This is a genomic window from Chryseobacterium sp. 7, from assembly GCF_003663845.1.
In the GTDB taxonomy this organism is placed as follows: domain Bacteria; phylum Bacteroidota; class Bacteroidia; order Flavobacteriales; family Weeksellaceae; genus Chryseobacterium.
This window is the reverse complement of record NZ_RCCA01000001.1, coordinates 3,392,884-3,419,317: the sequence shown is the minus strand read 5'-3', so window position 1 is coordinate 3,419,317 and position 26,434 is coordinate 3,392,884. Positions and strand designations below refer to the sequence as shown.

Sequence of the window (26,434 nt, the reverse complement as noted above, 5' to 3'; positions counted from 1 at the left end):
AGATTTAGACTGTCTTACTTTTAAACTCCAAACTATACCTTCCATGAAAAAAGACTATTGGATCCTGATTCTTTTGATCATTGCAAAGTTTGTCCTTCAATATTCTCTGATAAACCCTGAATATGAACTTCACAGAGATGAATACCTGCATCTTGATCAGGCTAATCATCTTGCCTGGGGATATCTCTCCGTTCCTCCTGTTAATTCCTGGCTGGCCTGGATGATCAAAATGTTGGGAAATTCCATATTTTGGGTTAAATTTTTTCCAGCGCTGTTTGGAGCTTTGACAATAGTACTGATCTGGAAAGTTGTTGAAGAACTCAATGGAAGTCTGTTTGCTAAAATATTGGCCTCTTTAGGTATATTATTTTCAGTCCTGCTTCGGGTAAATATGCTCTTTCAGCCAACATCTCTGGAAATTTTCCTGTGGCTTTTCCTTTATTATAGTCTGATTAAATATTTTAATTCACAACAAGTAAAATGGATTTACATAGGAGCTGTCATTTTCGGAACAGGAATATTAAATAAATACAATATTGCTTTTTCCTTATTGGGGCTTATACCTGCATTATTATTAACAGAGCAAAGGAAAATTTTTATGCAGTCTCATGTATATTGGGCTGCACTTTTAGCTTTAATCATTATTTTTCCCAATCTCCTCTGGCAGTATCAGAATCAGTTCCCTGTAATCCATCACATGAAAGAGCTTTCCGAAAAACAGCTTGTACATGTAGACAGAATTGATTTTATGAAATCTCAAATTCTCTTTTTCATAGGTGTTGTTTTTGTGATTATAGTGGGATGGGGTGCACTATTGCTGTACAGACCTTTTGAAAAATTCAGATTTCTCTTTTGGAGTTATATAATAACCATTACCCTCTTTTTATTTTTCAAGGCAAAAGATTATTATGCAATAGGGTTGTATCCAGTGTATATTGCTTTTGGTTCTGTATTTCTCGGTCATGTATTTGAAAAAGGATGGAAGAGGTTTTTGAAACCGGTCAGCATAGTTATTCCTGTACTTTTATTTCTTCCTTTATATAAGGTAGCCTTTCCGAATAAAAGTCCTCAATATATAGAATCCCATCAGGAGCAGTACAAAAAATTGGGACTGCTTCGCTGGGAAGACGGTAAAGATCATCCATTGCCACAGGATTTTGCCGATATGCAGGGATGGAAAGAACTGGCTCAAAAAGTAGATAAAGAATATTCCCGGTTGTCAAAGTCCGGAAATACTATGGTACTGTGTGATAATTACGGACAGACCGGCGCTATAAATTACTATTCAAAGGCAGGGGTTACTGCAATGTCATTTCATGCAGACTATATTAATTGGATAGATCTGAGCAAAAAATATAAAAATGTGATCAGGGTAAAGGATGCTCCCGAAGCAGGGAAAGAGCTTAGTGAATCCGGTTCTTTTTTTGAAGTTGCAAAATTATATGATTCTGTTACCAATCCATATGCAAGAGAAAAGGGAACTGCAATTTTCAGTTTACAGGGAGCGAAAATAGATGTCAATAAAAGAATTCAGGACGAAATTATCGAAGTTAAAAATGATTGGAAATAGTTTTCAATAAAATTGGAAATGATGATTTGTAGTCAGTATAAAGTTAATAGATAAATATTATTGCAACTTTATTGCGTTAATTGATTTTATGGTAACTTTGCACTATCAACTATCAACTATCAACTATCAACTATCAACTATCAACTATCAACTATCAACTATCAACTATCAACTATCAACTATCAACTATCAACTATCAATTGAACTATGGAAAACCAAAACTTTGATGTCATTATAATAGGCGGAAGCTATTCGGGTCTATCAGCAGGAATGTCCTTGGGAAGATCTTTAAGAAATGTTCTGATTATGGATAACGGAAAACCCTGTAACAGGCAGACTCCACATTCCCATAATTTCATTACCCACGATGGGAAAACACCCGCAGAAATTGCAAAGCTGGCCAAAGAAGATGTAGAAAAATATGAAACTGTACAATTTTATAATGGAAAAGCCGTAAAAACTTCCAAAGCAGATGAAGGTTTTGAGGTTGAAATTTCATCAGGAGAAAAGTTCTACACAAAAAAATTAATTCTTGCTTCCGGAGTAAAAGATCTCATGCCGGATATTCCCGGATTTGCAGAATGCTGGGGAATTTCAGTTATACATTGCCCATACTGTCACGGCTACGAGGTGAAAGATCAAATAACCGGTATTCTTTCTAACGGAGACATGGCTTACGAACTCTCAAAACTGATTTTTAATCTGACTAAAAACCTTACCTTATTTACCAACGGAAAAGCCACGCTTTCAAAAGAACAGATTGAAAAACTGAATCAGAATAAAATTACTCTTAACGAAGATGAAATTAAAGAAGTAAAACATGAAGGAGGTTCTATTCAAAAAATAGTTTTCAAAAATGGAAAGGAAATTCCATTGCAGGCTTTGTATGCAAAAATACCTTTTGAACAGAATGTAAATGTATCGGACGATTTGGGATGTGAGCTTACGGAACAGGGATTTATTAAAGTAGACATGATGCAGAAAACAAACATTCCCGGAGTTTTTGCCTGTGGAGATAATGTTACCATGATGCGTTCCGTAGCCAATGCAATAGCACAGGGTAATTTTGCAGGTGCCGTGGTGAATAAAGAACTTACGGATGAAGAATTTTAAAGGCTTTCCGGAGAAATAAAACAGGTGTATTTTCATTTTTTAGTGTTTAAAAATCATTTTTTCAATAGATAAATCTCGACGAAAATTCCGTACATTTGGGGTGAAAATTTCAAAAACTAAAAGTAAAATGGATATTATTTTCGACCTGATTGAAAAGGAAAGACAAAGACAAACCCATGGATTAGAGCTTATCGCATCAGAAAATTTTGTTTCTGAAAATGTGATGAAAGCAATGGGAAGTGTACTGACAAACAAATATGCTGAAGGATATCCCGGAAAAAGATATTACGGAGGATGTGAAGTAGTAGATGAGGTTGAAACATTGGCTATCAACAGAGCAAAAGAACTTTTCGGAGTAGATTATGTAAATGTTCAGCCACATTCCGGTTCTCAGGCGAATGCTGCCATTTATCTTGCAGTTTTGAAACCAGGTGATAAAATCATGGGAATGGATCTTTCCATGGGAGGACACCTTACTCACGGTTCTGCAGTGAATTTTTCTGGAATCCAATATAACGTAGTTTCTTACGGAGTTCAGCAGGAAACAGGTCTTATCGACTATGATCAAATGAGAGAAGTAGCGTTGAGAGAAAAACCAAAAATGCTTATCGCAGGTTTCTCAGCCTATTCAAGAGATTTAGATTATGCTAAATTCAGAGAGGTGGCAGATGAAGTAGGAGCAACGCTTTGGGCAGATATTGCTCACCCGGCTGGTTTAGTAGCAAAAGGATTATTAAATTCACCATTCGAACACTGCCATGTAGTTACTACCACTACCCACAAAACCCTTAGAGGACCAAGAGGAGGAATGATCATGATGGATAAAGATTTCGAAAATACATATGGCCACAAAACACCAAAAGGAGAAATCAAAATGATGAGTCAGGTATTAGACGGAGCTGTATTCCCAGGTATTCAGGGAGGACCACTTGAACATGTGATTGCCGGTAAAGCAGTAGCTTTCGGTGAAGCTTTGGATGTACAGTTCGAAAATTATGCAAAACAGGTGAAATCTAATGCTCAGGCATTATCAAAAGCAATGATCGACAGAGGATTTGATATCGTAAGTGGGGGGACAGACAATCACTTAATGCTGGTGGATCTTAGAAACAAAGGAGTAAATGGTAAGGAAACAGAAAAAGCATTAGTGCTTGCTGATATTACTTGTAACAAAAACATGGTTCCTTTTGACGACAAATCTCCATTTACTACATCTGGTATCAGACTGGGAACGGCTGCTATTACTACAAGAGGATTGAAAGAAAATGATATGGATACTATTGCAGGATTAATTTCTGAAGTAGTAGACAACATCAAAAATGAAGAAGTTCTTTCATCCGTAAGAAAGAAAGTAAACGAATTAATGGAAGGAAAAGCTTTGTTTAATTACTAACAGGCATTCCAATATCATATAAAGAATGGGCAGACTGCTCATTCTTTTTTTATTCAGATGGACAAAAAATCATATACCTTCGAGGAAATCAAACAGAAACTGGTGAACTATTGTGTTTATCAGGACCGTTGTCATGCCGAAGTAGAGCAGAAGATGAGAGAATTTCTGCTTATTGATGAAGCAAAAGAAGAAATTATTTTATATCTCCTGAAAGAAAATTATCTTAATGAAGAAAGGTTTACAAGAAGCTATATCAGAGGTAAATTTTACATTAAGCACTGGGGCAGAACCAAAATAAAAATGAATCTGAAGCAGAAACAGATTTCTGAAAGGTTGATCAATTCTTGTTTTGATGAGATATACGAGCCTGATTATGAAAAGACTATCAGACGAATTTTTGATGATTATTATTCCAAACAAACCGGCTTGAAAGAATATCAAAAAAAACCAAGACAATAAAATATTTAATGACCAAAGGTTTTGAATATGAGAAAATAATTGATATTTTTGACTAGAATTTTAACAAATTAAAAAAACTAGACCGTGATATATTTAAATAAAACAAAAAGTTCATTGAAAAAGATTGACATATAGGTATTTAATAATTATTTTAAATATAAAACAGCTAGATTAAGAAAAATTTATAGATAAATATCACTTTTATAAGAGTTTTTATGGTACGGTTTTTGTCTGTGAGTTTAGCTGTATTTTAATGGAATCACCAGATTTCATAAATGTAACATCAAATTTATTTTCGATTTCAACATATTGAGATAAATTTATTTATTTTTGCATGATTGTATCGGAATTATCTTTGACTGGATGATTAGATATTAGACTATAATTAAATATGAACACCAATAAAGACAATGTACAATTCTCTTAGGAAAACAATATTTGGAGGGGATAATGTTGTCAATCTCTCAGACGTAAGATATCTTCCTAGATGGATAATTCTTGTAATAGACATTATTATTCTGGTTATATCTTTATTTCTTTCTACTTACATTATCGAAAAAATTACCAAGCAGGAATTCATTTATCATGAAGATAAGAGTTTGATTTTCGCTTTTATCATTTTGATCAATACTGCTTTTATGTATGTATTCAAAACCTATGCAGGGATTATCCGCCATTCGACATTCATAGATCTATTTAAGCTTTTGATATCGTGTTTTTGCACAATGCTGGCTATCGGTACTGTCAATATATTTTATTTCTGGGCAACCGGAAGTAAATTTATACTTACACCTTATCTGATCCTGTATTTTGTGATTTCCTTTATGGGATTGTTTCTCTTTAGATTATATGTGAAAGAGTTTTTTCACATTGTAAGAGAGTACAGAAGAAGTGCTCTGAAAAAAAGAATTTTGGTACTGGGTATTGACGAACAATCCATTGCTATTGCAAGGGCGATTCTGGATAATCCAAGTCTTCCATATCAAGTGGTTGGTTTTTTAACTCAGAGAACGGATTCCAAAAGAGCATCTTTGCTGGGAAAGCCAATCTATGAAAAGAAAAAAATTGAAGAAAATACAAAAGAAGATCTCATTATAGACGGTGTCCTTATTGTAAAAGAAATGATGGCAAGGGATGAAGTGAACTCTTGGGTAAATTTATTTCTTGAGAAAGACCTTAATATTTTTAAGGCTCCATCCGTACAGAAATTAAGAGACAGTGATTTTGGAGCATCTATCAGAAATCTTCAGATTGAGGATTTATTGAATAGAAAGCCTATTAAAATTCAAAACGAAAAAGTTAAAAGCAGGCATTTTGAGAAAACAGTACTGGTAACTGGCGGGGCAGGATCTATAGGAAGCGAAATTGTAAGACAGGTTGCTAACTTCAATCCTTCTTTAATTGTTGTATTGGATCAGGCAGAAACACCGCTTTACGAAATTGAACTTGAAATGAGAGAAAAATATCCTCACATTGCTTTCAAGTTTGTTTTAGGAGATGTTTCTAACCAGCACAGGATGGAATCTTTGTTCCAGATGTATAATTTTTCAATGGTTTACCATGCGGCTGCTTATAAGCATGTGCCATTGGTCGAAGAAAACCCTCACGAAGCTATTTTTGTTAATATTCTAGGATCAAAGATTGTTGCAAGATTATCAAGCAAATATAAAGTAAACAGATTCGTTATGGTATCTACAGATAAAGCTGTAAACCCTACCAACGTAATGGGTGCTTCAAAGCGTGCTGCTGAACTTTTTGTACAGTCACTGCAGAATGTGGATGGCAATGTGACAAAATTTATTACAACAAGATTTGGAAACGTATTGGGGTCAAACGGATCGGTAATTCCTCATTTTAAGAAACAAATTGCAGCAGGAGGTCCGGTAACCATCACACATCCGGATATTGTGAGATATTTCATGACAATTCCTGAAGCTTGTGAATTGGTTCTTCAGGCAGGCACTATGGGAGAAGGTGGGGAGATTTTTGTTTTTGATATGGGAGAACCTGTGAAAATTCTTGATCTGGCACGAAGAATGATAAAATTATCAGGATTTGAGCCTAATCTCGATATTAAGATCGTTTATACAGGATTAAGACCGGGAGAAAAGCTATATGAAGAGTTGCTAAGTGATGATGCAAAAACACTTCCTACTCATAATGAGAAAATTATGATATCTAGAGATCCTTCTATGGGATTTGAAGAGATAGATGCTCTTACAAAACAAATTACAAAGGCCTCCTTAAGAAGGGATAAAGTAGAGGTAGTAAGAATCCTTAAGACTATAGTTCCGGAATTTAAAAGCAATAATTCTATATTTGAAGCTTTAGATAAATAAGAGGAATATAAGTGTATATTTGTACAATTTTAAAATATGAAAGGGAAAATATTAGCGATATCATTAGGTATTTTATTAGTTTCTTGTAAGACGAATAAGAACGCACAAAATGATTTAAATTATATGCAGAATATAGAACAGGTGGCTATAGATGCTTCTGTGAAAAATTCTGGAAACACAATACAGACAGGTGATCAGCTTATTATTCTGATTACTGCAAAAGATATGGATGTGGTAAAGCCATTCAATCAAAATTATTCCTCATCAGATGTGATACAGCCTAATGGAGGTGCTGGGGGAAATACTCCTTCGCAAGGTGCTACAAGTATTTCAGGGCCTACCTATATTGTAGATGCCAATGGAAATATTGATTTTCCAATTTTAGGACAGATAAACACAACCAATAAGTCACTTGTAGATTTTAAAAACGAGATTCGTGAAAAATTAACAAGATATATTATAAATCCTACCGTAAATGTAAGACTTGCCAATTTTAAAGTCACAGTACTTGGGGAGGTAAACAGACAAGGAGATTATACTATATCCAATGGACAGGCAACTATCTTAAATGCTCTTGGATTAGCAGGTGACCTGACTATGTATGGAAAAAGAGATGATATATTAATTATAAGATCTGAAAACGGACAGATTACCCATGGAAAGGTGAATCTGCAGGATGCCAATCTCATCAATTCACCATACTATAATCTGAAACAAGGAGATGCAATCGTAGTAGCATCTAATAAAGCAAGAAATATTGCGGCAAAACAAAACCCTAATACAGGGATTTACTTAACAGCAATTTCAATTGGTATTACAGCAATCGCAGTAGTAATAAGTCTATTCAAGAAATAAATTAATGAACAATCAGGATCCTACTCAATTTTCTCAAACAGAAGATCAATTTAATATTAATGAGATTATAAGGCCATATATAAAAAGATGGCCATGGTTTGTAGTTTCAGCTCTTTTATTTGTATTGGTTGCTTATATTGCTTTTAAATTTATAACTCCTGTATACAATATAAAAACTACAATTTTAATTAAAGATACGAAAAATGCTCCTACTGTAAGTAATGATGCCGGTGTTTTACAAGATTTATCAGGCTTTGGAGGAATGAAAACCAATAGTATCGAAAATGAGATTGAAATTCTCAAGTCTAAAAGGCTAATGAGAGATGTGGTAATTACTAAAAATCTTCAGGTTGATATTTTTGCTAAAGGAAAAATTATTAAAAAAGAGTTATATAAAAATACTTCGCCCATAATTGTAAAAGTAATTAACGAAAAACCTCTTGTAAAGTTTCCGGGTAAACCCTTAAATGTTTCTATAAAAGGAAATGAAATTAGTATTACTTCAGATGAGTTAGAAAAAAGTATTGTTTCTGGTTTCGGAAAAACAATAAGTCTGCCTTTTGCAAATATTATTATTGTTAAAAACGCGCAGTTTAATCCCAATGAAATAAAAGATATAAATACTAATGATTTAGAGCTGTTTATTTCGCCGATTGAAGCAAAAGTTAATAGCTTACAACAGCAAGTCGGTATTGGAGTGGTAAACAAAGAAACGACTGTTGTAGGACTTGAAATCAATTACCCCGAGACAAATAAAGCCGCGGATATTTTGAATACATTAGTTGTAATGTATAATAATGATGCGATTACAGATAAAAATCAGGAATCTAAAAAAACACTGGATTTTATTGAAGACAGAGTAAAGAAGCTTTCTGTAGAGCTTGGCCAGGTGGAAAATGAAAAAGAGAACTTTAAAGCTAAAAATAACTTAACAGATCTGGAAACAGAAGCAAAAATTAACCTACAAAGTTCGGCATCTGCCAGAGCGAAACAGTTAGATGTAAATGCTCAATTAGAACTTACCAATTCTTTGCTGAATTTCGTTTCTAAACAAGGTCAGTATCAAGTGTTACCTGCAAATGTAGGGCTTAATAATTCAGAAGCTGTAGCTGGAATCGTAAATTATAATCAATTAGTGTTGCAGAGAAATAGATTGTTAGAATCTGCTACACCAGAAAACCCTGCGGTTGTAGATGTTACAAAACAAATTAATTCTTTGCGTACCTCAATTGTTCAAAGCTTACAAAAAAATCAGACTGGATTAGAGCTTGCAAGAGGAGAATATTTAGGAGAACAAAATAAAGTTTCTGAAAAAATTTCTAAACTTCCATCCATCGAGAAAATATTTAGAGGTATTGAAAGACAGCAGCAGATAAAAGAGAATTTATATTTGTTATTATTACAGAAAAGAGAAGAGACGGCTATTGCACAGTCTATTACAGCGCCAAAAGCTAAAGTAATAGATACTGCATATTCATCACAGGGGCCGGTAGCTCCTAAGAAAATGTTAATTCTTTTAGCAACGTTTGTTGTCGGATTATTGGTTCCAATTATTGTTATATACTTGAAAAATCTATTTAATAATAAGATTAAAACTAAACATGATTTAGAAAAACTTATTCATGCCCCTGTAATTGCTGAATTACCAAGTCTTGAAAAAGGAGATTCTGAAATTGTTAAAGTGAATGATATTACACCAATGGCGGAAGCATTTAGAATTCTTATTACCAATATGAACTTTATGCTCCCTAAGGATAAAAAAGGTAAAGTGGTATTTGTTACATCAACGGTGAAAGGAGAAGGCAAAACTTTTACTTCCGTTAATTTGGCTCTTACCCTTGCTAATCCTAAGAAAAAAGCTATTATCATTGGTTCTGATATCAGAAACCCTCAGCTGCAAAGATATAATCCTGCCAGAAAAGGGCTTACAGGACTTACAGAATTTCTTTATTCTGATAATACCAAACTTGAGGATATTATTCACGTGTCATCATTTAACCCTCATTTGGATGTTATTTATTCAGGAATGATTCCTCCTAACCCAACAGAATTACTATCTAATGGACGTTATGAAACACTTCTGGAAGAGCTGAGAGGAAAATATGACTATATCATCCTTGATACGGCACCATTACTTCTTGTAACAGACACATTCCTTATTTCTGATCTTGCAGATGTCACCATCTATGTGTCCAGATCAAGATACACAGAGAAATCATTGATGCAATTTGCCAATATTAATATAGATCAGAAAAAAATAAACAATGTTGGTTTTGTTCTTAATGATGTTAACAGAGAAAATTTAGGATACAGTAACAAATATGGTTATGGATATAATAATCATGTTGAGAAATCATGGTTTCAAAAAATAAAAAATAAATTTAGCGAATGATGAAAGCATATAAAATAGCAGTTATTGGGCAAGGTTATGTAGGACTTCCTTTATCATTGGAGTTTGCAGCTCATTACCCTGTATTAGGATTTGATATCAATGCACAGCGTGTAAATCAGCTTAATGATGGACAGGATATTACACTGGAGGCCAACATAGAAAAACTAAATGACGGTTTAAGAAAATATAATGAATCTAACGGAACAGCAGGATATAAAGCTACAAGTGAATTATCTGATATTGCTGTGGCAAATATTTATATTGTAACAGTTCCTACACCAATAGATAGATACAACGCTCCAGATCTTAACCCATTGATCTCTGCTTCAAAAATGTTGGGAGGAATTATTAAAAAAGGAGATATTGTAATCTATGAATCTACCGTTTTTCCAGGCTGTACAGAAGAAGAATGTGTACCGGTTTTGGAAAAATACTCAGGATTAAAATATAATGAAGACTTTTTTGTAGGATATTCTCCGGAAAGAATCAATCCTGGAGATAAAGTGAATACCCTTACAAGTGTAAAAAAAGTAACTTCTGGTTCTACAGAAGAGATTGCTGAAGAAGTAGACCTTTTGTATAAAAAAATTATTACTGCAGGAACTCATAAAGCGTCAAGCCTTAAAGTTGCTGAAGCTTCAAAAGCAATTGAAAATGCACAACGTGACGTGAATATTTCTTTCGTAAATGAACTGGCATTGATTTTTGACAGAATAGGAATTGATACAAACGATGTTTTAGAAGCTGCCGGTACAAAATATAATTTCTTGAAATATAAACCCGGACTAGTTGGAGGGCACTGTATTTCCGTAGATCCTTATTATTTAGCTCATAAAGCAGAACAATTAGGTTACCATCCGGATGTGATTTTATCGGGTCGCCGTGTAAATGATTCAATTGCAAAATTTATTGCGGCTAAGGTGGTTAAACTTATGATTTCTAAAGGTGGAATTATTAAAGATTCTCAAGCATTAATTTTAGGGGTTACATTTAAAGAAAACTGTCCCGATGTAAGAAATACAAAAGTAGTAGATATTTACACTGAACTTTCAGATTATGGAGTTAATGTAGATATTTATGACCCTTGGGCTAGCAAAGAAGAAGTAAAACACGAATATGGAATAGACATCTTGGATGCTCTTATTGAAGGTAAGAAATATGATTCTTTGATTATAGCAGTTTCTCACAATGAATTCCTTGAAATGGATTTAAATACTTTGAAAAAAGAGAATTCAGTTGTTTTTGATACTAAAGCCTGTTTAGACAGAGACTTGGTTGACGCTAGATTATAAAAATTTAAAATGAACTATGATATCATAATTGTTGGAGCTGGGTTAGTAGGACTGGCTACGGCATATCAATTAAAACTTAAAAAACCAGACTCTAGAATCCTGGTTTTAGAAAAGGAAGGTGATGTATCACTACATCAGTCCGGACATAACAGTGGAGTGATTCATAGTGGTATATACTACAAACCAGGTAGTCTAAAAGCAAAGAATTGTATAGAAGGTTATAATTCCGTAATCAATTTTGCTAAAGAACATGGGATCCGCTATGATCTTTGTGGGAAAATTATTGTTGCTACTTCACAGGAAGAACTGTCACTTTTGGATAATATTTACAAAAGAGGAGTAGAAAACGGACTTCAAAATCTGAAATATCTTTCAAGGGAAGAATTTCGTGAAATAGAACCTCACTGTGAAGGCGTAAGAGCAATTAAAGTTCCACAGACAGGGATTATAGATTATCCGGGAGTTGCCAAAAAAATCAAAGAGCTTTTTGAGGAATTGGGGGGAGAAGTTAAATTCAATAATGAAGTAAGAAATATTATTAATAATAATTCTGAAATTATTGTTAAAACTCAGACTTCTGAATTCAAAACAAAGAAACTTATTTCCTGTGCAGGGCTGTATTCTGATAAGATTACCAAAATGACCAATGAGAAGAATGATGTTATTATTATTCCTTTCCGAGGCGAATACTATAAAATAAAGGATGAAAAGAAACACTTGGTAAAACATCTTATTTATCCTGTTCCGGATCCTAATTTTCCATTTCTGGGAGTTCATTTCACGAGAATGATTGACGGAAATATTGAAGCTGGTCCCAATGCTGTGCTGGCTTTCAAAAAAGAAGGATATAACTTCTTTGATTTCAATCTGGAAGAAACCATGCAGACATTAATGTGGCCTGGGTTTAGAAAAATTGTTGCCAAATATGGTAAAACAGGATTAGGAGAAGTGCATCGTTCATTATCAAAAGCTGCATTTACCAAAGCACTTCAAAAACTTATGCCTGAAATTCAGGAATCTGACCTTGTACCAGGAGGTTCAGGAGTTCGAGCACAGGCTTGTGACAGAAACGGAGGATTAATTGATGATTTTGACATTGTGAAAAATGGAAATATTATCCATGTAAGAAATGCTCCATCACCGGCAGCTACCTCTTGTCTATCTATTGGAAATAAGATAAGCGAGTTAATTGAAAACTAACATCGAAGACTAAAATATAAATTTCATATGAAAATTCAAATGGTTGACCTTAAAGGTCAATACGAAAAAATAAAGCATGAAGTAAATGCAGGAATTCAGGACTGTCTTGATAACACTGCGTTTATCAATGGCCCTGCAGTGAAAGACTTTCAACAGGATTTTGAAAAATATTTGAATGTAAAGCACGTCATCCCATGTGCAAACGGAACAGATGCTTTGCAGATCGCGATGATGGCACTGGATTTAAAACCAGGGGACGAAGTAATTTGCCCGGCTTTTACTTATGTGGCAACTGCTGAAGTGATTGGCCTTTTAGGTTTAAAGCCTATCATGGTAGATGTAGATGAAAATACTTTCAATATTGAATTGGAAGAACTTGAAAAGTATCTTACTCCAAATACTAAAGCCATTGTTCCTGTACATTTATATGGACAAGGAGCCGATATGGAAAGGATTATTGAATTTGCTGAGAAGCATAATCTCTTTGTTATTGAAGATAATGCTCAGGCAATAGGATCTGATTTTACCTTTACAGATGGAACGGTAAAAAAGACCGGAACTATAGGTCATATAGGATGTACATCTTTTTTCCCTTCCAAAAATTTGGGTTGCTATGGTGATGGAGGAGCTTTAATGACAAATGATGATGATCTGGCGATGAAAATAAGAATGATTGCCAATCATGGTCAACAAAAAAAATATTATCATAAAGTTTTGGGATGTAATTCCAGATTAGATACCATACAGGCTGCTGTTTTAAAAGTAAAATTAAAACATCTTGATGAGTACTCTGCAGCCAGAAATAAGATGGCAGCATATTATGATGAGCATTTACAATCTGTTGCAGAAGTTCAGATTCCGCAGAGAGCAAAAAATTCTACTCATGTTTTTCATCAGTATACATTAAGGGTAAAGAACGGGAGGAGAGACGAGCTGCAGAAATATTTGGGCGAAAAGAATATTCCAAGTATGATTTATTATCCTCTACCGTTATATAAGCAGGAAGCTTTTGAACAGTATGTGGAACCTGATTTTTCATTACCTGTTACAGAACTTCTTTGTTCAGAAGTGATTTCTCTCCCTGTTCATACAGAATTTAATCAGGAAGAAGCAGATTTTATTATCTCAGAAATCAGAAACTTTTTTAATAAAAACTAGTTATCAACTATAAAAGAAAAAAATATGTCGGATTTTTTTGCACACGAAACGGCAGTTATTGATGAAGGCTGTAATATAGGAGCCGGAACAAAAATTTGGCACTTTTCTCACATTATGCCAAATTGTGTTTTGGGAGAAAAATGTAATATTGGGCAAAATGTAGTTGTTTCCCCAGGGGTGGTTTTAGGAAAAAATGTAAAGGTTCAGAACAATGTTTCTATCTATGAAGGCGTAACTTGTGATGATGATGTTTTCTTAGGTCCTTCTATGGTGTTTACAAATGTTATTAATCCAAGAAGTGCAGTCAACAGAAAAAATGAATATCTTAAAACACATGTTGGTACCGGAGCTTCCATTGGGGCTAACGCAACGATAGTCTGCGGTCATAACATCGGAAAATTTGCTTTTATTGGTGCCGGAGCGGTAGTAACTAAAGAAGTTCCCGATTACGCATTAGTGGTAGGAAACCCTGCACGACAAATGGGGTGGATGAGTGAATTTGGACACCGTCTGAATTTTGATGGAGAAGGAATTGCTGTGTGTGAAGAAAGCGGTGAAAAATATAAATTAGATAATAATCAAGTTTCAAAAATTTAATATAGAATGTCTGAAAAAATAAAATTTGCCGTTGTAGGCTGTGGGCATATCGGAAAAAGACATGCAGAAATGGTGTCAAGAAACGCCGAATGTGAATTGGTAGCTTTAATTGATGTAAAAGATAAATCCTCTTTAGGGATTGAGAATTATGAGGTGCCGTTTTTTACGTCATTAGATGCATTTCTTAATTCAGGGATTGAAGTAGACGTTATCAATATTGCTTCGCCAAATGGTTTTCATTTTGAACAATCTTATAAGGCAATATCAGCAGGAAAACATATAGTGGTTGAAAAACCGATGGCACTTAATAAGCAGCATGCCGAAAAGCTTATTTTTCAGGCCTTACATAAACATAAGCAGGTTTTTGCAGTAATGCAAAACCGTTATTCTCCTCCTTCTGCATGGGTTAAGGAAATGGTAGAAAGCGGAAAGCTTGGTAAAATATTCATGGTGCAGCTTAACTGTTATTGGAATCGTGATGACAGATATTATAAGCCGGAATCATGGCATGGAAAATTGGACTTGGATGGTGGTACTTTATTCACCCAATTCTCGCATTTTATTGATATCATGTATTGGCTATTTGGTGATATTACCAATATTCAGGCTAAGTTTGCAGACTTTAACCACAAAGATCTTACAGATTTTGAAGACTCAGGTTTTGTAAGTTTTGACTTTGTGAATGGAGGAATGGGGTCTATTAATTATTCTACATCCGTTTGGAATCAGAACCTTGAAAGTTCAATGACTATCATTGCCGAAAATGGTGCTGTGAAAATAGGAGGACAGTACATGGATAAAGTGGAAGTTTGTAATGTGAAAGATTATGTAATGCCGGAATTACCACCTACAAACCCAGGCAATGACTATGGTGCATATAAAGGCTCTGCTGCTAATCACCATTACATTATTGAAAATGTGGTGGATGTGATTAAAGGAAGAAACACAATTACTACAAATGCTCTGGAAGGATTAAAAGTTGTAGATATTATTGAAAGAATTTACGAACTGAAAAACTCGTAATAGTAGCAAGCAACAATTTTGTTGTGAGAAAATGTAATGATCAAATAGAATGGTTGAAAAAATATTAAACCTGATAAAAAAGCCTGCAATTTTATACTCAATTGCCAATATGCTTTTTTTGTCTACTATTTTTTTAGCAGACGTTATAGTAGCAAGAACTTATTCTTTAGAACAGGTAGGAGGCTGGAAGCAGCTTATATTACTTGTACAATTTACTGCTACACTTTTATCTTTTGGGTTTATTGAGGGTTTTAGGTATAATATTGCTAAGCATCACGATAAAATAAAAGAACTTTTAGGAACAGTAATGTTCATTTTTATATTAATAAGTGCTGTTATTTTTGCTTTTTTAAGTTTTGATGAGGTTTCAAAAACATTCGGTGAATTATTAGGGATAAATGTTATCATAAAGGCTGGGTTTTTAATTCCGCTTTTATATTTTTTACTTTCAGCCAATGGTGTCTATTTACAGGTTTGCTTGTCTATAGGTAAAATTAATGTTATATTAATCTCGATGGTAGTTTTCTGCATAACGCTGGCCGCCAGTCTTTTTATATTTTTAATCAATAATTTTTTTGATTTTCAACTTAATATATTTCTGCCTTTCTTACTGGCATTGGGTTTACAGCTAATTACCTACTTGGTTATTCTGAAGATCTATCCACAGATTAATATGAATAGAATAAATATTTCTATGATGCTTAGATATGGTTTCCCATTATTTATAGCTACTTATTTAGGAATGTTTACTTTGCATATAGATAAGGTTATTATTAACAAAATAGGTGGGCTGAGTGAATTTGCTATCTATTCCATAGGAGCACTGGAAATTCCTTTTGCAGGATTAATCACGAAGTCTATAGTAAGTGTTAGTTATCCTAAGATAGTTAAGCATGTTGAAAATGATGAGATAGATCTGGCAACTGATATGTGGCTTCATGATGTAAAAAAAGCATCGTATTTTATTTTTCCATTGGTGTTTGCCTGCATTTTATTTTCTAAACAAATTATTTTAGGGTTATTTGGTACCAGATATGCTTCAGCAGTTCCTGTATTTGAGGGCTATTGCTTGATATTGATATGGAGAAATGCGACTTATGGAACATTATTGTCAATAAAGGGCAAAACCAATTATATTGCAATATCTTCTTTGATATCTTTAATTATAAATATTGTCTTTATATATTTCTTTTATAATGTTTGGGGAATCGTAGGTATTGTAAGAGCTGTTTTTATTTCCGTAGTTTTTCTGGTTATAATTACATTATATTTAGAGAATAATTTAAAGAAATATGTGCTCTTATTTAAAGATAAATGGCTTTTAGGGCTTTTAATAGCAATTTTTATATTATATTTTTTAAAGCAATGAAACAAAGTATTTTAGGCAGAATAAACTCAATATTTAAAAGTAAAAAATATGAGTCCGTTCCCGTTAATTTTCTGATTGTCAATTTTATTTTTCAAAAACTTTTTTTATTAAATATTTTTGCCAAATTTTCGGTTCATTATACCTCTAAGGTATCTGGTGCCAGAAATCTACGTTTTAATACTAATGATAAAAAAATATTAGCCTCATTTGCAGCATCTGGTGGTTGCTATTTTTCGATTTTTGATGGTACAACATTAGAGATTGGAGACGGAACATTATGGTCTTATGGAGTAGGAGTACATACTGCAAATCATGATTTTTTTGATAGAGATATTTATATCAAAAAATCAATCAAGATTGGTAAAAATTGTTGGATAGGGCAAGGGGCTGTTATTACTGCAGGTGTAGTGCTTGGAGATAACGTTACCGTTGGGGCAAATAGTGTTGTGACCAAATCTTTCCCAGACAACGTTGTAATAGGAGGGATACCTGCTAAAATTATAAGAGAATTATAATTAATTTTTTATTCATATACTAAATTAAAAAACAAATCACATGTGTGGAATCGCAGGAATTATAAGTCAGAATAGAGAAATTTTAACTTACCAGCAATTAAAAAAAATGACAGATGCCATTGAGCATCGTGGTCCAGATGGGGAGGGGCAATGGATAAATGATAATAACGGAGTCGGATTAGGACATAGAAGATTATCCATTATAGATCTAACTGATGCCGGTAGCCAGCCAATGCATTATTTGGATAGATATAGCATTGTTTTCAATGGAGAAATATATAATTACATCGAAATCAGGGAATTTTTGAAGACAAAAGGATATACTTTTGTTTCAGATTCCGATACGGAAGTATTGATGGCTAATTTCGATTATAAAAGAGAAAAATGTCTTGAAGACTTTGATGGGATGTTCGCATTTGCTCTTTGGGACAAAAAAGAACAGGTTTTGTTCTGTGCCAGAGACAGATTTGGAGAAAAACCATTCTTTTACCACCAAAGTCATAATAATTTTTATTTTGGATCGGAAATGAAAGCTCTTTGGAGTGTGGGGGTTCCAAGAGAAACAAACAATAGAATGCTTTTCAACTATTGGCATTTCGGATATATTAATAATTCAAACGATCTATCCGAAACGTTCTATAAAAATATATTTTTGCTTGAACCAAGCCACTATATGATTGTAGATCCCAATGGAAAAATAATTAAAAAACAAAAGTATTGGGATATTGATTATAAAAATCAATTAGATAAAGTAGATTTTAATGAGGTTAAAGATACTTTCTTCAGATTATTTGAAACTTCTATCAGCAGAAGGCTTCGTTCCGATGTTGCTGTAGGAACAAGTTTATCCGGAGGTCTTGATAGCTCTTCAACAGTTTGTATGATTAATCATATGAAAGTCAATAATGTTGAACAAAAAACTTTTTCCGCTCGCTTTCCCAATTTTATCAAAGATGAATCTGTTTATATAGATAAAGTTTTAAACAGTGTAAATGCAAAAGGAATAAGCTGTTTTCCGACTATTGAAAGCATGGTTGCCAATGTTAAGGAAATTATTCATCATCAGGAAGAACCTTTTGGAACATTAAGTATTGCCGCTCAGTATGAAGTAATGAAGCTGGCAAGAGATAATGATGTTATTGTTTTATTAGACGGTCAAGGAGCAGATGAATACCTTTGTGGGTATCATGGATTAATTGATTCTTTTTTCATCGAATTAAAGAAAAAGAACGAAAAAGAATATAAGAGGCAATTAGAGATCTATAAACAGGTACATGCCTCCAATCAGATTAATAGCATTTCAAGGAGATTGAGAATGAGTTTCCTGAAAGAAAAACTTTCTGATGCTCAGATTGATAAATTATTGGGAATAAAATCTGGAATAGATAACTTTACTAAAAAAGATGCTAAAAAAGATCTTTATTCTCAATATAAAAACGAACAGTTCAAAAGAAAATACAGTGCAACATCATTAAATGAAATGCTTTATCATGCAACATTCAGAGGTGGTTTGCAAGAATTATTAAGATATGCGGATAGAAACTCTATGGCACACTCTTTAGAAGTAAGGCTACCGTTTTTATCTCATGAATTAGTAGAATTTGTGTTTACTTTACCGTCTACATGTAAAGTAAATAATGGATTCTCTAAATACATACTTAGAGAAGCAATGAATGATGTTGTTCCAAAAGATATCGTTTGGAGAAAAGATAAAATAGGTTATGAACCACCTAATAAAAATGAAGTAAACGGTGTTCCGTTGAAAAGTTATTTGATCGATGCATTTAAAATTTAATATTTAAATTTTATATCACAAAACTTTAAATAAGTCTTCTATAACATTAGAAAATACAACTATGAAATTATTAACAGTGCTTGGAGCACGTCCACAATTTATAAAAGCAAGTTCAGTAAGCAGGGAAATAAAAAAACATTCAGAAATTGAGGAAATAATAGTACATACAGGACAACATTATGATACTAATATGTCTGATATCTTCTTTGAGCAAATGCATATTCCCAAACCCAATTACTTCCTTGGAATTGGTGGAACTACTCACGGAGCTATGACAGGGCAAATGATCGAGCGTATTGAAGAAATTGTATTGAAAGAGAACCCTGATGTTATTATGGTATATGGAGATACAAACTCTACTTTAGCAGGAGCAATAGTCGCATCAAAATTGAACATCAAACTTGCACACGTTGAAGCTGGTTTAAGAAGTTTCAATATGAAAATGCCGGAAGAAGTAAATAGAATATTAACGGATAGAGTTAGCAATTATTTGTTTTGCCCTACCGACAAAGCCATTGAAAATTTGCATGCCGAAAACTATCAAAATACGAATTGCAGCATTATAAAAAGTGGAGATGTAATGCTGGACGGAGCTTTGTTTTATAAAGAAATAGCAACCCAGCCCAATTTTGATGTTTCCGGAAATTTTGTGCTTAGTACAATTCACAGAGCAGAAAATACAAACGATATCAATAGATTAAGAAACATTATCGAATCTATGGATGCCATTGCTGAAGAAACAAAAGTAATTTTACCTTTACATCCGAGAACAAAAAAAATTATCCAGGAATCTGGAATACCTGTAAAAAATATTACAATTGTTGAGCCGGTAGGCTACCTGGATATGGTGTGGCTTTTGAAGAATTGTTCTCTTGTAATGACAGATAGCGGCGGTCTTCAGAAAGAAGCTTACTTTTTCAGCAAGCCATGTGTTACCTTAAGAGATGAAACAGAATGGGAGGAATTAGTTGATATAGGAGCTAACATACTAACAGGAACCGATAAAAATAAAATCCTTGAAGCATATCATGCCAGCAAGAATAAGGAAATTGTATTTTCGGATACATTATATGGGAAAGGAGATGCAAGCAGTATAATTATAAAAGAACTTTTAAAATGAAAGTATGTTATTTGACTTGGGGAGAAACTCCAAGATCATATGGAGTCTTTGGGTCGCAGGTCTTAGGACAATTTGTGGCTAATACAGATGAAATAGAAAATGGCAGCTTTTATTTTATTTCCGGTGTACCTGTTATCCATAGTGGACATATTCGGGAAAAAGGAAAGTATAAAGAGGAAATTCAAAAAGTTAAACAGAAATTAGGAAAAATAAACTTCATAAGTACACCTATTTTTGCTGTACAGTCTGTAGCCTATATGCACAGGTTTTTGTTTAAATTTTTATTTCATGGAGCAGAATCATTCCTTTCTAAACATCTAAGATCCATAAAACCTGATATTATACATTGCAGAGGCTATGGAGCAACATGGTTGGCCCTGAAAATAAAGAAAAAATATAATCTTAATTATAAAGTCATATTTGATGCCAGAGGTCTTTTTCCAGAGGAATATGCACTTAAAAATAAATATACCCAGCCCAATGAAAATTATTTATTTTTAAAAAAAATGGAGAAGCAGCTTTTAGCTGAATCTGATGTTACCATAGTAGTGTCAGATACAATGGCCCAATCTTATGAAGAAATAGGAGCTAAATCAATAGAAAAGATATATTTAAGTGTAGATACCGAAAACCTGAATTCTACTTCAAGTGGTTCAAAGGATGAAGTGGTCTATTGTTATCTTGGTGCCTTAACTCAGGCAACTTGGCATACTACAAATGACCTGTTGGAGCTGTATACAGAATTACGAAAGAAAACACCCAATTGTAAGCTGAAAATCATTACAACATCATCGCACGAAGCCATAAAAGAAGTTTTTGCAGAAATTCCTGAAAACGAAATTATGCTGACTTCTACAAAAAATACTAATGAATTGAAAGCCGCACTTTCTGATGTAAGTTTCGGTTTGCTGCCTTACCGCAAATCTACTTCATCTTATGAAGATGCAGTAGGTTACAGTATTCTAGGAACTAAAACTGTAGAATTTACAGCTATGGGTATTCCTGTCATAGTAAATAAAGAATGTGGAGGTGCGTCCGTTTTAACAAATAAATATGATCTTGGGATTACTTATAGTCCAAAAACCTTTGAAGAACTTAGCGTAGAAAATATCAACAGATATATAAACGATGGTAAAGAAATAGAACGTAGTAATGTAGCAAAAGATTTATTTGACTACAAGAAAAACGCTGAGAGATATAGAAAATTGTATCAAAAATTAACCGGAGTATAAATATGTTGGTGTCAAAGCTTGGAATACGTTCAGTTTTCTTTTTTATCTTTTTTTAGTAATAGGTAGACTTTACTTTTTTCCATTTGGTGATGAGCCAGATTTTGAAGCACGTGCATATGAATTAGTAAGAGGAGATTCACAACCCTTTTGGACACCATATTTTTACTTTGAATCTATAATAAGAACTTTCACATATTATTCATCATGCTATACAAATAGTACATTGTTTTCTTACTGGTCAAGTATAGATAGCAAGACATGTACTGAAGATGTTATGCAAAGTTTAGGAAGAATTGCCATCACAATTTTTTCGATGCTGCCATTTTTAATTGCTGTTATTTTCAGAGAAACAACATTCAAAATAGTCAACAGCTTAGGAATGAAATTCTCAATAGAAGAATGGAATTATAGATTGGATGTATTGTGCTTAGTACTGGTGTTTTTAGGATTTGTATTTCACGTTGGGGTTTTAGGTTTAGAACAATTTGTATTGGTCTTAACAATACCCATATTTCTTTTTTGGGGGAGATGGCCTATTGTGGTAGCTATGATTTTATTAACCTCCCTTCTGGATGTCGGTAATTCTGCGGTGATTGCTACCTTTGCTATTATTACATGTGTTTTTTCTTATCTGGATAAGCGCAAAATTATTATTGCAGGTATCTCTCTCGTATTGGGAGCTTTAGTTTTGGGAATTAGCTCATTGTCATATATATCCAATATAGGATTTCTTTCTGATAAAGCCAATGCAATGTTACAAGGGGAAGAAAAATTGGGACTCCGTAATAAATACCCAATATTTTTGCGTCCAATTATTACCTTTATGACAGGTATTTTTTTAACGCCATCAGGAGTTAAAATTATACCAGTTTATATATTCTATGGTATTGTAATTGTAAAATTATTTATTAAAAAGACTATCCCTTCTATTGATGATAAGCGTTCTTTTCAAAAATTTGTATTTATTTCAGGTGTAATTACTGCTACTTTGTTTTTTATATTCATGGTACCCAATTATGCAAATGCTAAATACTACGTATTTATGTTACCATTTATTTTCTACTCCATTTTGAATCAAACAAACAAAAAAAATATTTTCAATTTTATAATAATAATGAATTTCATCATTTATCTGCATTTGTTTTTTTATAAATTATAACTCAGATAGCACGGATCAGTTGAAACGAAATATCATTATTAAATAAACAGTATGTCAATAATTAAAATTCTTCTCGCAACGTATAACGGAGAAAAGTATATTACAGATCAAATTAATTCCATTCTTAATCAAAATGGAGTTGAAGTTGATATTGTAGTAAGTGATGATGGAAGTAAAGATAAAACGATTGACATCATTTCCGAAAATTATCCCCATATCAGGATAAACAAAAATATCCCGGGAACAGGTTCTGCGGCAAAGAATTTTCTGAAAATGATTGAGAATTTAGATTTTAGCGAGAATTTTGATTATGTTGCATTTTGTGATCAGGATGATATTTGGTTACCTGAAAAAATGAAATCGGCAGTTGATTTACTCAAGAAAGAAAATGCACAGCTGTATTGTTCCAATCTTACCAAATGGGAGGAATCTAACAATTCCTTAAGTACATTGAAAAAAGATTTTCCACAAAAAAAATACGATTATCTTTTTGAAGGAGGCAGTGCAGGATGTACATATGTCTTCACTAAAGATTTTGCACTAAATCTGCAAAAATTTATTAAAAAAGTACCGAATGTAAATTTGAAAGCATTTTCGCATGATTGGCTGGTATATTTCCTTGCCAGGGTTCACCGTTATGATGTTGTTATTGATTCAAACTCCTACATCCATTATAGAATTCATGATTCTAATGTTCATGGTCACTTAAATAAGCTGTCTTTCAATACGATAAAAGAAAAATCATCAGAAGTTTTGACTGGGTATTACCAAAACCATATCAAAAATTATATCCAATATATCGATAAGGATACAGAAGAATATAAAATTTATAATAATTTTTTGGGAAACTATTTTCAAAGAAATTTTATGATTTTAAAATATAATACGCAGTTAATGAGAGACAAAAAAAATTGCTGATTTTTGTTGTACTTAATTTATTAAAGTTTAGATAGATAATTCATGTATAAAATTTTCATAAAGAGATTAATAGATTTTGTTACTGCTTTTTTCGGATTTCTTATTCTGAGTCCTGTTTTTATCATTGTAACAATAGGATTATTCTTAGCTAATAACGGAAAACCCTTTTTCTTTCAGAAAAGACCAGGGAAAAACGGGAAAATTTTTAACATTATTAAGTTTAAAACGATGAATGATAAAAAAGACCCTAGTGGAAATCTTTTACCGGATGCAGATAGACTTACTGCAATAGGCTCATTCGTACGAAAAACTTCATTAGATGAAATCCCTCAATTGATAAATGTTTTAAAAGGAGATATGTCACTTATTGGACCACGTCCTCTTTTACCAAAATACTTATCTTTGTATAACAGTTTTCAATCGAGAAGACATGAAGTAAGACCAGGAATCACAGGCTGGGCACAAGTGAATGGAAGAAATTCTATCTCTTGGGAGAAAAAATTTGAATATGATGTGTGGTATGTAGACAATATTAGTTTGGGCTTAGATATAAAAATTATTTTATTAACGATAAAAAAAGTCTTTAAGTCTGAAGGGATTACCCAGGAAAATAATGCTACAGCCGAAGAATTTAAAGGATCAAAATAAATATGGGAGCACAAATAAAAAGAATAGAATATGTATTTCCTGAAATTGTAGTCACAAATGAAGATCTGAAAAAAGATTTTCCAGATTATGATTTTGAACGATTTGAAGAAAAAGTAGGGATTAAAAAAAGATATATTGTAGGCGAAAACGAAACAGGTTTAGATCTTGCTGTAAAAGCATGTAATAAGCTGTTTGAAAGTTTTGATAGACAAAAAATAGACTACATACTATACTGTACACAAAGCCCTGAGTATTTTTTACCAACAACGGCCTGTATTCTTCAGGACAAATTAGGCATGAGAACAGATATAGGTGCATTGGATTTTAACTTAGGATGTTCTGGTTTTACCTATGGAGTAAATTTAGCCAATGCTCTTATTTCTTCAGGTCAGGTAGAAAACGTTTTACTGGTCACTGCAGAAACCTATTCAAAATTTATTCATCCTAAAGATAAAACAAACAGGTCTATATTTGGAGACGCTGCTGCTGCAACACTTATTAGCAGAACTGAAGAAGATAATATATTAAAGTTTAAATTCGGTACGGATGGTTCCGGTTATGACAAATTGATTATCAAAAACGGATGTAGTAGATTTCCTTTAGATCCCGGTGCAGAAGAAATTGAGTATGGTACAGATAATGTATATACAGATAATCATTTGTATATGAATGGTCCTGAGATATTCAATTTTACCACAAAAGCCATTCCCAATTTTGTAAAAGAAATTATGGAAGTGAATAGGATAGAAATAGGAGAGGTTGATCAGTTCGTTTTCCACCAAGCCAATTCCTTTATGTTGGAGTTCCTTAGAAAAAGAATCAAAATAGAAAAAGAAAACTTCTATAATGATTTATCAGATGGGGGAAATACCGTATCATGTACCATTCCTATTGCCTTAAAGAGATATACAGATAGCCTGGAGGAAGACAAAGAGCTTACCCTCGGAATTGTAGGATTTGGAGTAGGATTATCTTGGTCAGGAGGAATAATTAAAATAAATAATAAACTTTAAGCATATAATAAAATGAATATTGCAGATTTTACATCACAATTACAGGAAGAATTAGAATTGGAAATTGATTTAACTCCGGAAACGGATCTTTCTCAATTAGAAGAATGGGACTCTATGGCTGCTATGATCCTTATTGGTTTCGTATCAGATAACTTTGGAGTATTGCTAAACGGTGATGATATCGCTAAAATTACAACAGTAAATTCTTTGGTTGAAAGAATCGGAGAAGATAAATTTGATTAATTATGTTTCAGGAGTTTAATAATGTTTCGATAGAGTATATCAGTTCCAGTGTTCCGAGTAAAGCAGTTGGAAATTCTTTTTTTTCAACATTGTTAACAGAAAAAGAAATAAAAGTTTTTGAAAAAACAGTTGGTATCAAAGAAAGAAGATGGGCAGATAAAGGTGTTACAGCATCGGATCTGGGATTTGCGGCTGCAGAAGAATTGCTAAAGCAGGTTGACAAAAGCAAGATCAAAAGTCTTATCTTTCTTTCACAGACATCAGATTACAAAATTCCTTTCACTTCCAATATTTTACAGGATAAATTAGGATTGCAGCAGGAAATTCTGTGTTTTGATATCAATGCAGGCTGTGCAGGTTTTGTTCAGGGATTAAGTACTGCTTTTTCCATTGCTTCTACATTAAAAGAAGGGGAGAAAGTATTGCTGATCATTGGAGAAACCTTATCAAAGATTTTATCACCTACTGATAAAAGTACCAATATGCTGTTTGGCGATGCTGCCTCGGCTATTTTGGTTTCCAAAAACAGTAGTGCAGATCAATCATATTTCAATTTCTTTTCGGATGGAGCTCATCATGAAGCTATTATAATTCCTGAAGGAGGCTATAGAAAAAACATCACAAAAGATAGTTTTGATTCTGAAAACGAATCAGGTCTGTATCTTAATATGAATGGAGCAAAAGTTTTTGATTTTACATTAAGAGAAGTTGCTCCCAGTATTAAAAAAATTGAAGAAGAATCATCAGTCAATCTATCAGAAATTGATGGTTTCTTCTTTCATCAGTCCAATAGATTTATCATTAAGCAGATAAGTTCTATATTGGGAATAGATAATAACAAAGTTCCGGTAAATATTGAGCGTTTCGGAAATACCAGCGGAGTAACCATTCCTCTACTCATCACTACCAATTTGGATACGCTTGAAAACAAGTCCAAAGTTTTATGTAGCGGTTATGGATCTGGTTTATCCTGGGGAAACTGCATCATTAATTTATCAGAAACAAAAATTTTACCATTAAAAGAAATATAA

General features: G+C 33.1%; 22 protein-coding genes and 1 pseudogene. All 23 read left to right on the top strand.

Translation table 11 applies throughout. The annotated features are described in order from the left end of the window. The first annotated feature begins 43 nt into the window (after nucleotides 1-43). Nucleotides 44-1,570 (top strand): glycosyltransferase family 39 protein, encoded by a 1,527-nt coding sequence (locus tag CLU97_RS15630; protein WP_121488756.1) that lies wholly within the window; start codon nucleotides 44-46, stop codon nucleotides 1,568-1,570. Between the two features lie 207 nt (nucleotides 1,571-1,777). Then, nucleotides 1,778-2,683 (top strand): NAD(P)/FAD-dependent oxidoreductase, encoded by a 906-nt coding sequence (locus CLU97_RS15625; protein ID WP_121488755.1) that lies wholly within the window; start codon nucleotides 1,778-1,780, stop codon nucleotides 2,681-2,683. Between the two features lie 127 nt (nucleotides 2,684-2,810). Further along, the gene (gene glyA, locus CLU97_RS15620) at nucleotides 2,811-4,076 is read left to right on the top strand and encodes a serine hydroxymethyltransferase (RefSeq protein ID WP_121488754.1); all 1,266 of its coding nucleotides are present in this window, start codon (nucleotides 2,811-2,813) and stop codon (nucleotides 4,074-4,076) included. Nucleotides 4,077-4,133: 57 nt separating this feature from the next. Next, nucleotides 4,134-4,591 (top strand): annotated as a pseudogene (locus tag CLU97_RS15615) (regulatory protein RecX). 354 nt (nucleotides 4,592-4,945) lie between these two features. Then, nucleotides 4,946-6,874 (top strand): polysaccharide biosynthesis protein, encoded by a 1,929-nt coding sequence (locus CLU97_RS15610; protein WP_121488753.1) that lies wholly within the window; start codon nucleotides 4,946-4,948, stop codon nucleotides 6,872-6,874. Nucleotides 6,875-6,997: 123 nt separating this feature from the next. Further along, a complete protein-coding gene (locus CLU97_RS15605; protein ID WP_228437737.1) occupies nucleotides 6,998-7,729 on the top strand; it encodes a polysaccharide biosynthesis/export family protein in 732 nt (243 codons plus the stop codon). Between the two features lie 4 nt (nucleotides 7,730-7,733). Continuing rightward, nucleotides 7,734-10,121: a GumC family protein gene (locus CLU97_RS15600; protein ID WP_121488751.1), complete on the top strand. Its 2,388-nt coding sequence runs from the start codon at nucleotides 7,734-7,736 to the stop codon at nucleotides 10,119-10,121. Beyond that, the gene (locus tag CLU97_RS15595) at nucleotides 10,118-11,413 is read left to right on the top strand and encodes a nucleotide sugar dehydrogenase (protein ID WP_121488750.1); all 1,296 of its coding nucleotides are present in this window, start codon (nucleotides 10,118-10,120) and stop codon (nucleotides 11,411-11,413) included. Before CLU97_RS15600 ends, CLU97_RS15595 begins: the two co-directional genes overlap by 4 nt. 9 nt (nucleotides 11,414-11,422) lie before the next feature. Next, nucleotides 11,423-12,613, top strand: a complete 1,191-nt coding sequence (gene lhgO / locus CLU97_RS15590; RefSeq protein WP_121488749.1) for an L-2-hydroxyglutarate oxidase — start codon at nucleotides 11,423-11,425, stop codon at nucleotides 12,611-12,613. Between the two features lie 27 nt (nucleotides 12,614-12,640). Further along, nucleotides 12,641-13,771, top strand: coding sequence for a DegT/DnrJ/EryC1/StrS family aminotransferase (locus tag CLU97_RS15585; protein WP_121488748.1), 1,131 nt, complete (start codon nucleotides 12,641-12,643; stop codon nucleotides 13,769-13,771). A 24-nt stretch (nucleotides 13,772-13,795) separates the two neighbouring features. Further along, nucleotides 13,796-14,368: an acyltransferase gene (locus tag CLU97_RS15580; protein WP_121488747.1), complete on the top strand. Its 573-nt coding sequence runs from the start codon at nucleotides 13,796-13,798 to the stop codon at nucleotides 14,366-14,368. Nucleotides 14,369-14,374: 6 nt separating this feature from the next. Then, the gene (locus tag CLU97_RS15575; RefSeq protein ID WP_121488746.1) at nucleotides 14,375-15,391 is read left to right on the top strand and encodes a Gfo/Idh/MocA family protein; all 1,017 of its coding nucleotides are present in this window, start codon (nucleotides 14,375-14,377) and stop codon (nucleotides 15,389-15,391) included. Between the two features lie 49 nt (nucleotides 15,392-15,440). Then, complete coding sequence (locus CLU97_RS15570; protein WP_121488745.1) at nucleotides 15,441-16,760, top strand: lipopolysaccharide biosynthesis protein; 1,320 nt, start codon at nucleotides 15,441-15,443, stop codon at nucleotides 16,758-16,760. Next, a complete protein-coding gene (locus CLU97_RS15565; protein ID WP_121489764.1) occupies nucleotides 16,757-17,275 on the top strand; it encodes an acyltransferase in 519 nt (172 codons plus the stop codon). The genes CLU97_RS15570 and CLU97_RS15565 overlap by 4 nt, the downstream gene beginning before the upstream one ends. A 40-nt stretch (nucleotides 17,276-17,315) precedes the next feature. Then, complete coding sequence (asnB, locus tag CLU97_RS15560) at nucleotides 17,316-19,070, top strand: asparagine synthase (glutamine-hydrolyzing) (protein ID WP_121488744.1); 1,755 nt, start codon at nucleotides 17,316-17,318, stop codon at nucleotides 19,068-19,070. A 61-nt stretch (nucleotides 19,071-19,131) separates the two neighbouring features. Then, nucleotides 19,132-20,190: a non-hydrolyzing UDP-N-acetylglucosamine 2-epimerase gene (wecB, locus tag CLU97_RS15555; protein WP_121488743.1), complete on the top strand. Its 1,059-nt coding sequence runs from the start codon at nucleotides 19,132-19,134 to the stop codon at nucleotides 20,188-20,190. Then, nucleotides 20,187-21,422, top strand: a complete 1,236-nt coding sequence (locus CLU97_RS15550; protein WP_121488742.1) for a glycosyltransferase family 4 protein — start codon at nucleotides 20,187-20,189, stop codon at nucleotides 21,420-21,422. Before wecB ends, CLU97_RS15550 begins: the two co-directional genes overlap by 4 nt. Nucleotides 21,423-21,696: 274 nt before the next feature. Next, a complete protein-coding gene (locus tag CLU97_RS15545; RefSeq protein WP_147436494.1) occupies nucleotides 21,697-22,581 on the top strand; it encodes a hypothetical protein in 885 nt (294 codons plus the stop codon). Nucleotides 22,582-22,632: 51 nt separating this feature from the next. Beyond that, complete coding sequence (locus CLU97_RS15540) at nucleotides 22,633-23,499, top strand: glycosyltransferase (protein WP_228437735.1); 867 nt, start codon at nucleotides 22,633-22,635, stop codon at nucleotides 23,497-23,499. Between the two features lie 42 nt (nucleotides 23,500-23,541). After that, nucleotides 23,542-24,147 carry a sugar transferase gene (locus CLU97_RS15535; protein ID WP_121488740.1) on the top strand — a complete coding sequence of 202 codons (606 nt, stop codon included), beginning with the start codon at nucleotides 23,542-23,544 and terminating at the stop codon, nucleotides 24,145-24,147. A gap of 2 nt (nucleotides 24,148-24,149) precedes the next feature. After that, on the top strand, nucleotides 24,150-25,160 hold the full coding sequence (locus CLU97_RS15530; protein WP_121488739.1) for a 3-oxoacyl-ACP synthase III family protein: 1,011 nt from the start codon (nucleotides 24,150-24,152) through the stop codon (nucleotides 25,158-25,160). Nucleotides 25,161-25,172: 12 nt separating this feature from the next. Then, nucleotides 25,173-25,403, top strand: coding sequence for an acyl carrier protein (locus CLU97_RS15525; RefSeq protein ID WP_089689975.1), 231 nt, complete (start codon nucleotides 25,173-25,175; stop codon nucleotides 25,401-25,403). Between the two features lie 2 nt (nucleotides 25,404-25,405). Next, a complete protein-coding gene (locus tag CLU97_RS15520) occupies nucleotides 25,406-26,434 on the top strand; it encodes a 3-oxoacyl-ACP synthase III family protein (RefSeq protein WP_121488738.1) in 1,029 nt (342 codons plus the stop codon).

Bases quoted from the DNA above. Each gene is read 5' to 3' on its own strand.
- CLU97_RS15625 (WP_121488755.1), top strand. From the start codon at position 1,778: ATGGAAAACCAAAACTTTGATGTCATTATAATAGGCGGAAGCTATTCG.
- CLU97_RS15630 (WP_121488756.1), top strand. From the start codon at position 44: ATGAAAAAAGACTATTGGATCCTGATTCTTTTGATCATTGCAAAGTTT.
- CLU97_RS15520 (WP_121488738.1), top strand. From the start codon at position 25,406: ATGTTTCAGGAGTTTAATAATGTTTCGATAGAGTATATCAGTTCCAGT.
- CLU97_RS15575 (WP_121488746.1), top strand. From the start codon at position 14,375: ATGTCTGAAAAAATAAAATTTGCCGTTGTAGGCTGTGGGCATATCGGA.
- lhgO (WP_121488749.1), top strand. From the start codon at position 11,423: ATGAACTATGATATCATAATTGTTGGAGCTGGGTTAGTAGGACTGGCT.
- CLU97_RS15570 (WP_121488745.1), top strand. From the start codon at position 15,441: ATGGTTGAAAAAATATTAAACCTGATAAAAAAGCCTGCAATTTTATAC.
- CLU97_RS15535 (WP_121488740.1), top strand. From the start codon at position 23,542: ATGTATAAAATTTTCATAAAGAGATTAATAGATTTTGTTACTGCTTTT.
- CLU97_RS15550 (WP_121488742.1), top strand. From the start codon at position 20,187: ATGAAAGTATGTTATTTGACTTGGGGAGAAACTCCAAGATCATATGGA.
- asnB (WP_121488744.1), top strand. From the start codon at position 17,316: ATGTGTGGAATCGCAGGAATTATAAGTCAGAATAGAGAAATTTTAACT.
- CLU97_RS15580 (WP_121488747.1), top strand. From the start codon at position 13,796: ATGTCGGATTTTTTTGCACACGAAACGGCAGTTATTGATGAAGGCTGT.
- CLU97_RS15605 (WP_228437737.1), top strand. From the start codon at position 6,998: ATGCAGAATATAGAACAGGTGGCTATAGATGCTTCTGTGAAAAATTCT.
- CLU97_RS15585 (WP_121488748.1), top strand. From the start codon at position 12,641: ATGAAAATTCAAATGGTTGACCTTAAAGGTCAATACGAAAAAATAAAG.
- CLU97_RS15610 (WP_121488753.1), top strand. From the start codon at position 4,946: ATGTACAATTCTCTTAGGAAAACAATATTTGGAGGGGATAATGTTGTC.
- CLU97_RS15600 (WP_121488751.1), top strand. From the start codon at position 7,734: ATGAACAATCAGGATCCTACTCAATTTTCTCAAACAGAAGATCAATTT.
- CLU97_RS15530 (WP_121488739.1), top strand. From the start codon at position 24,150: ATGGGAGCACAAATAAAAAGAATAGAATATGTATTTCCTGAAATTGTA.
- CLU97_RS15540 (WP_228437735.1), top strand. From the start codon at position 22,633: ATGTCAATAATTAAAATTCTTCTCGCAACGTATAACGGAGAAAAGTAT.
- CLU97_RS15565 (WP_121489764.1), top strand. From the start codon at position 16,757: ATGAAACAAAGTATTTTAGGCAGAATAAACTCAATATTTAAAAGTAAA.
- CLU97_RS15545 (WP_147436494.1), top strand. From the start codon at position 21,697: ATGCAAAGTTTAGGAAGAATTGCCATCACAATTTTTTCGATGCTGCCA.
- CLU97_RS15525 (WP_089689975.1), top strand. From the start codon at position 25,173: ATGAATATTGCAGATTTTACATCACAATTACAGGAAGAATTAGAATTG.
- CLU97_RS15595 (WP_121488750.1), top strand. From the start codon at position 10,118: ATGATGAAAGCATATAAAATAGCAGTTATTGGGCAAGGTTATGTAGGA.
- glyA (WP_121488754.1), top strand. From the start codon at position 2,811: ATGGATATTATTTTCGACCTGATTGAAAAGGAAAGACAAAGACAAACC.
- wecB (WP_121488743.1), top strand. From the start codon at position 19,132: ATGAAATTATTAACAGTGCTTGGAGCACGTCCACAATTTATAAAAGCA.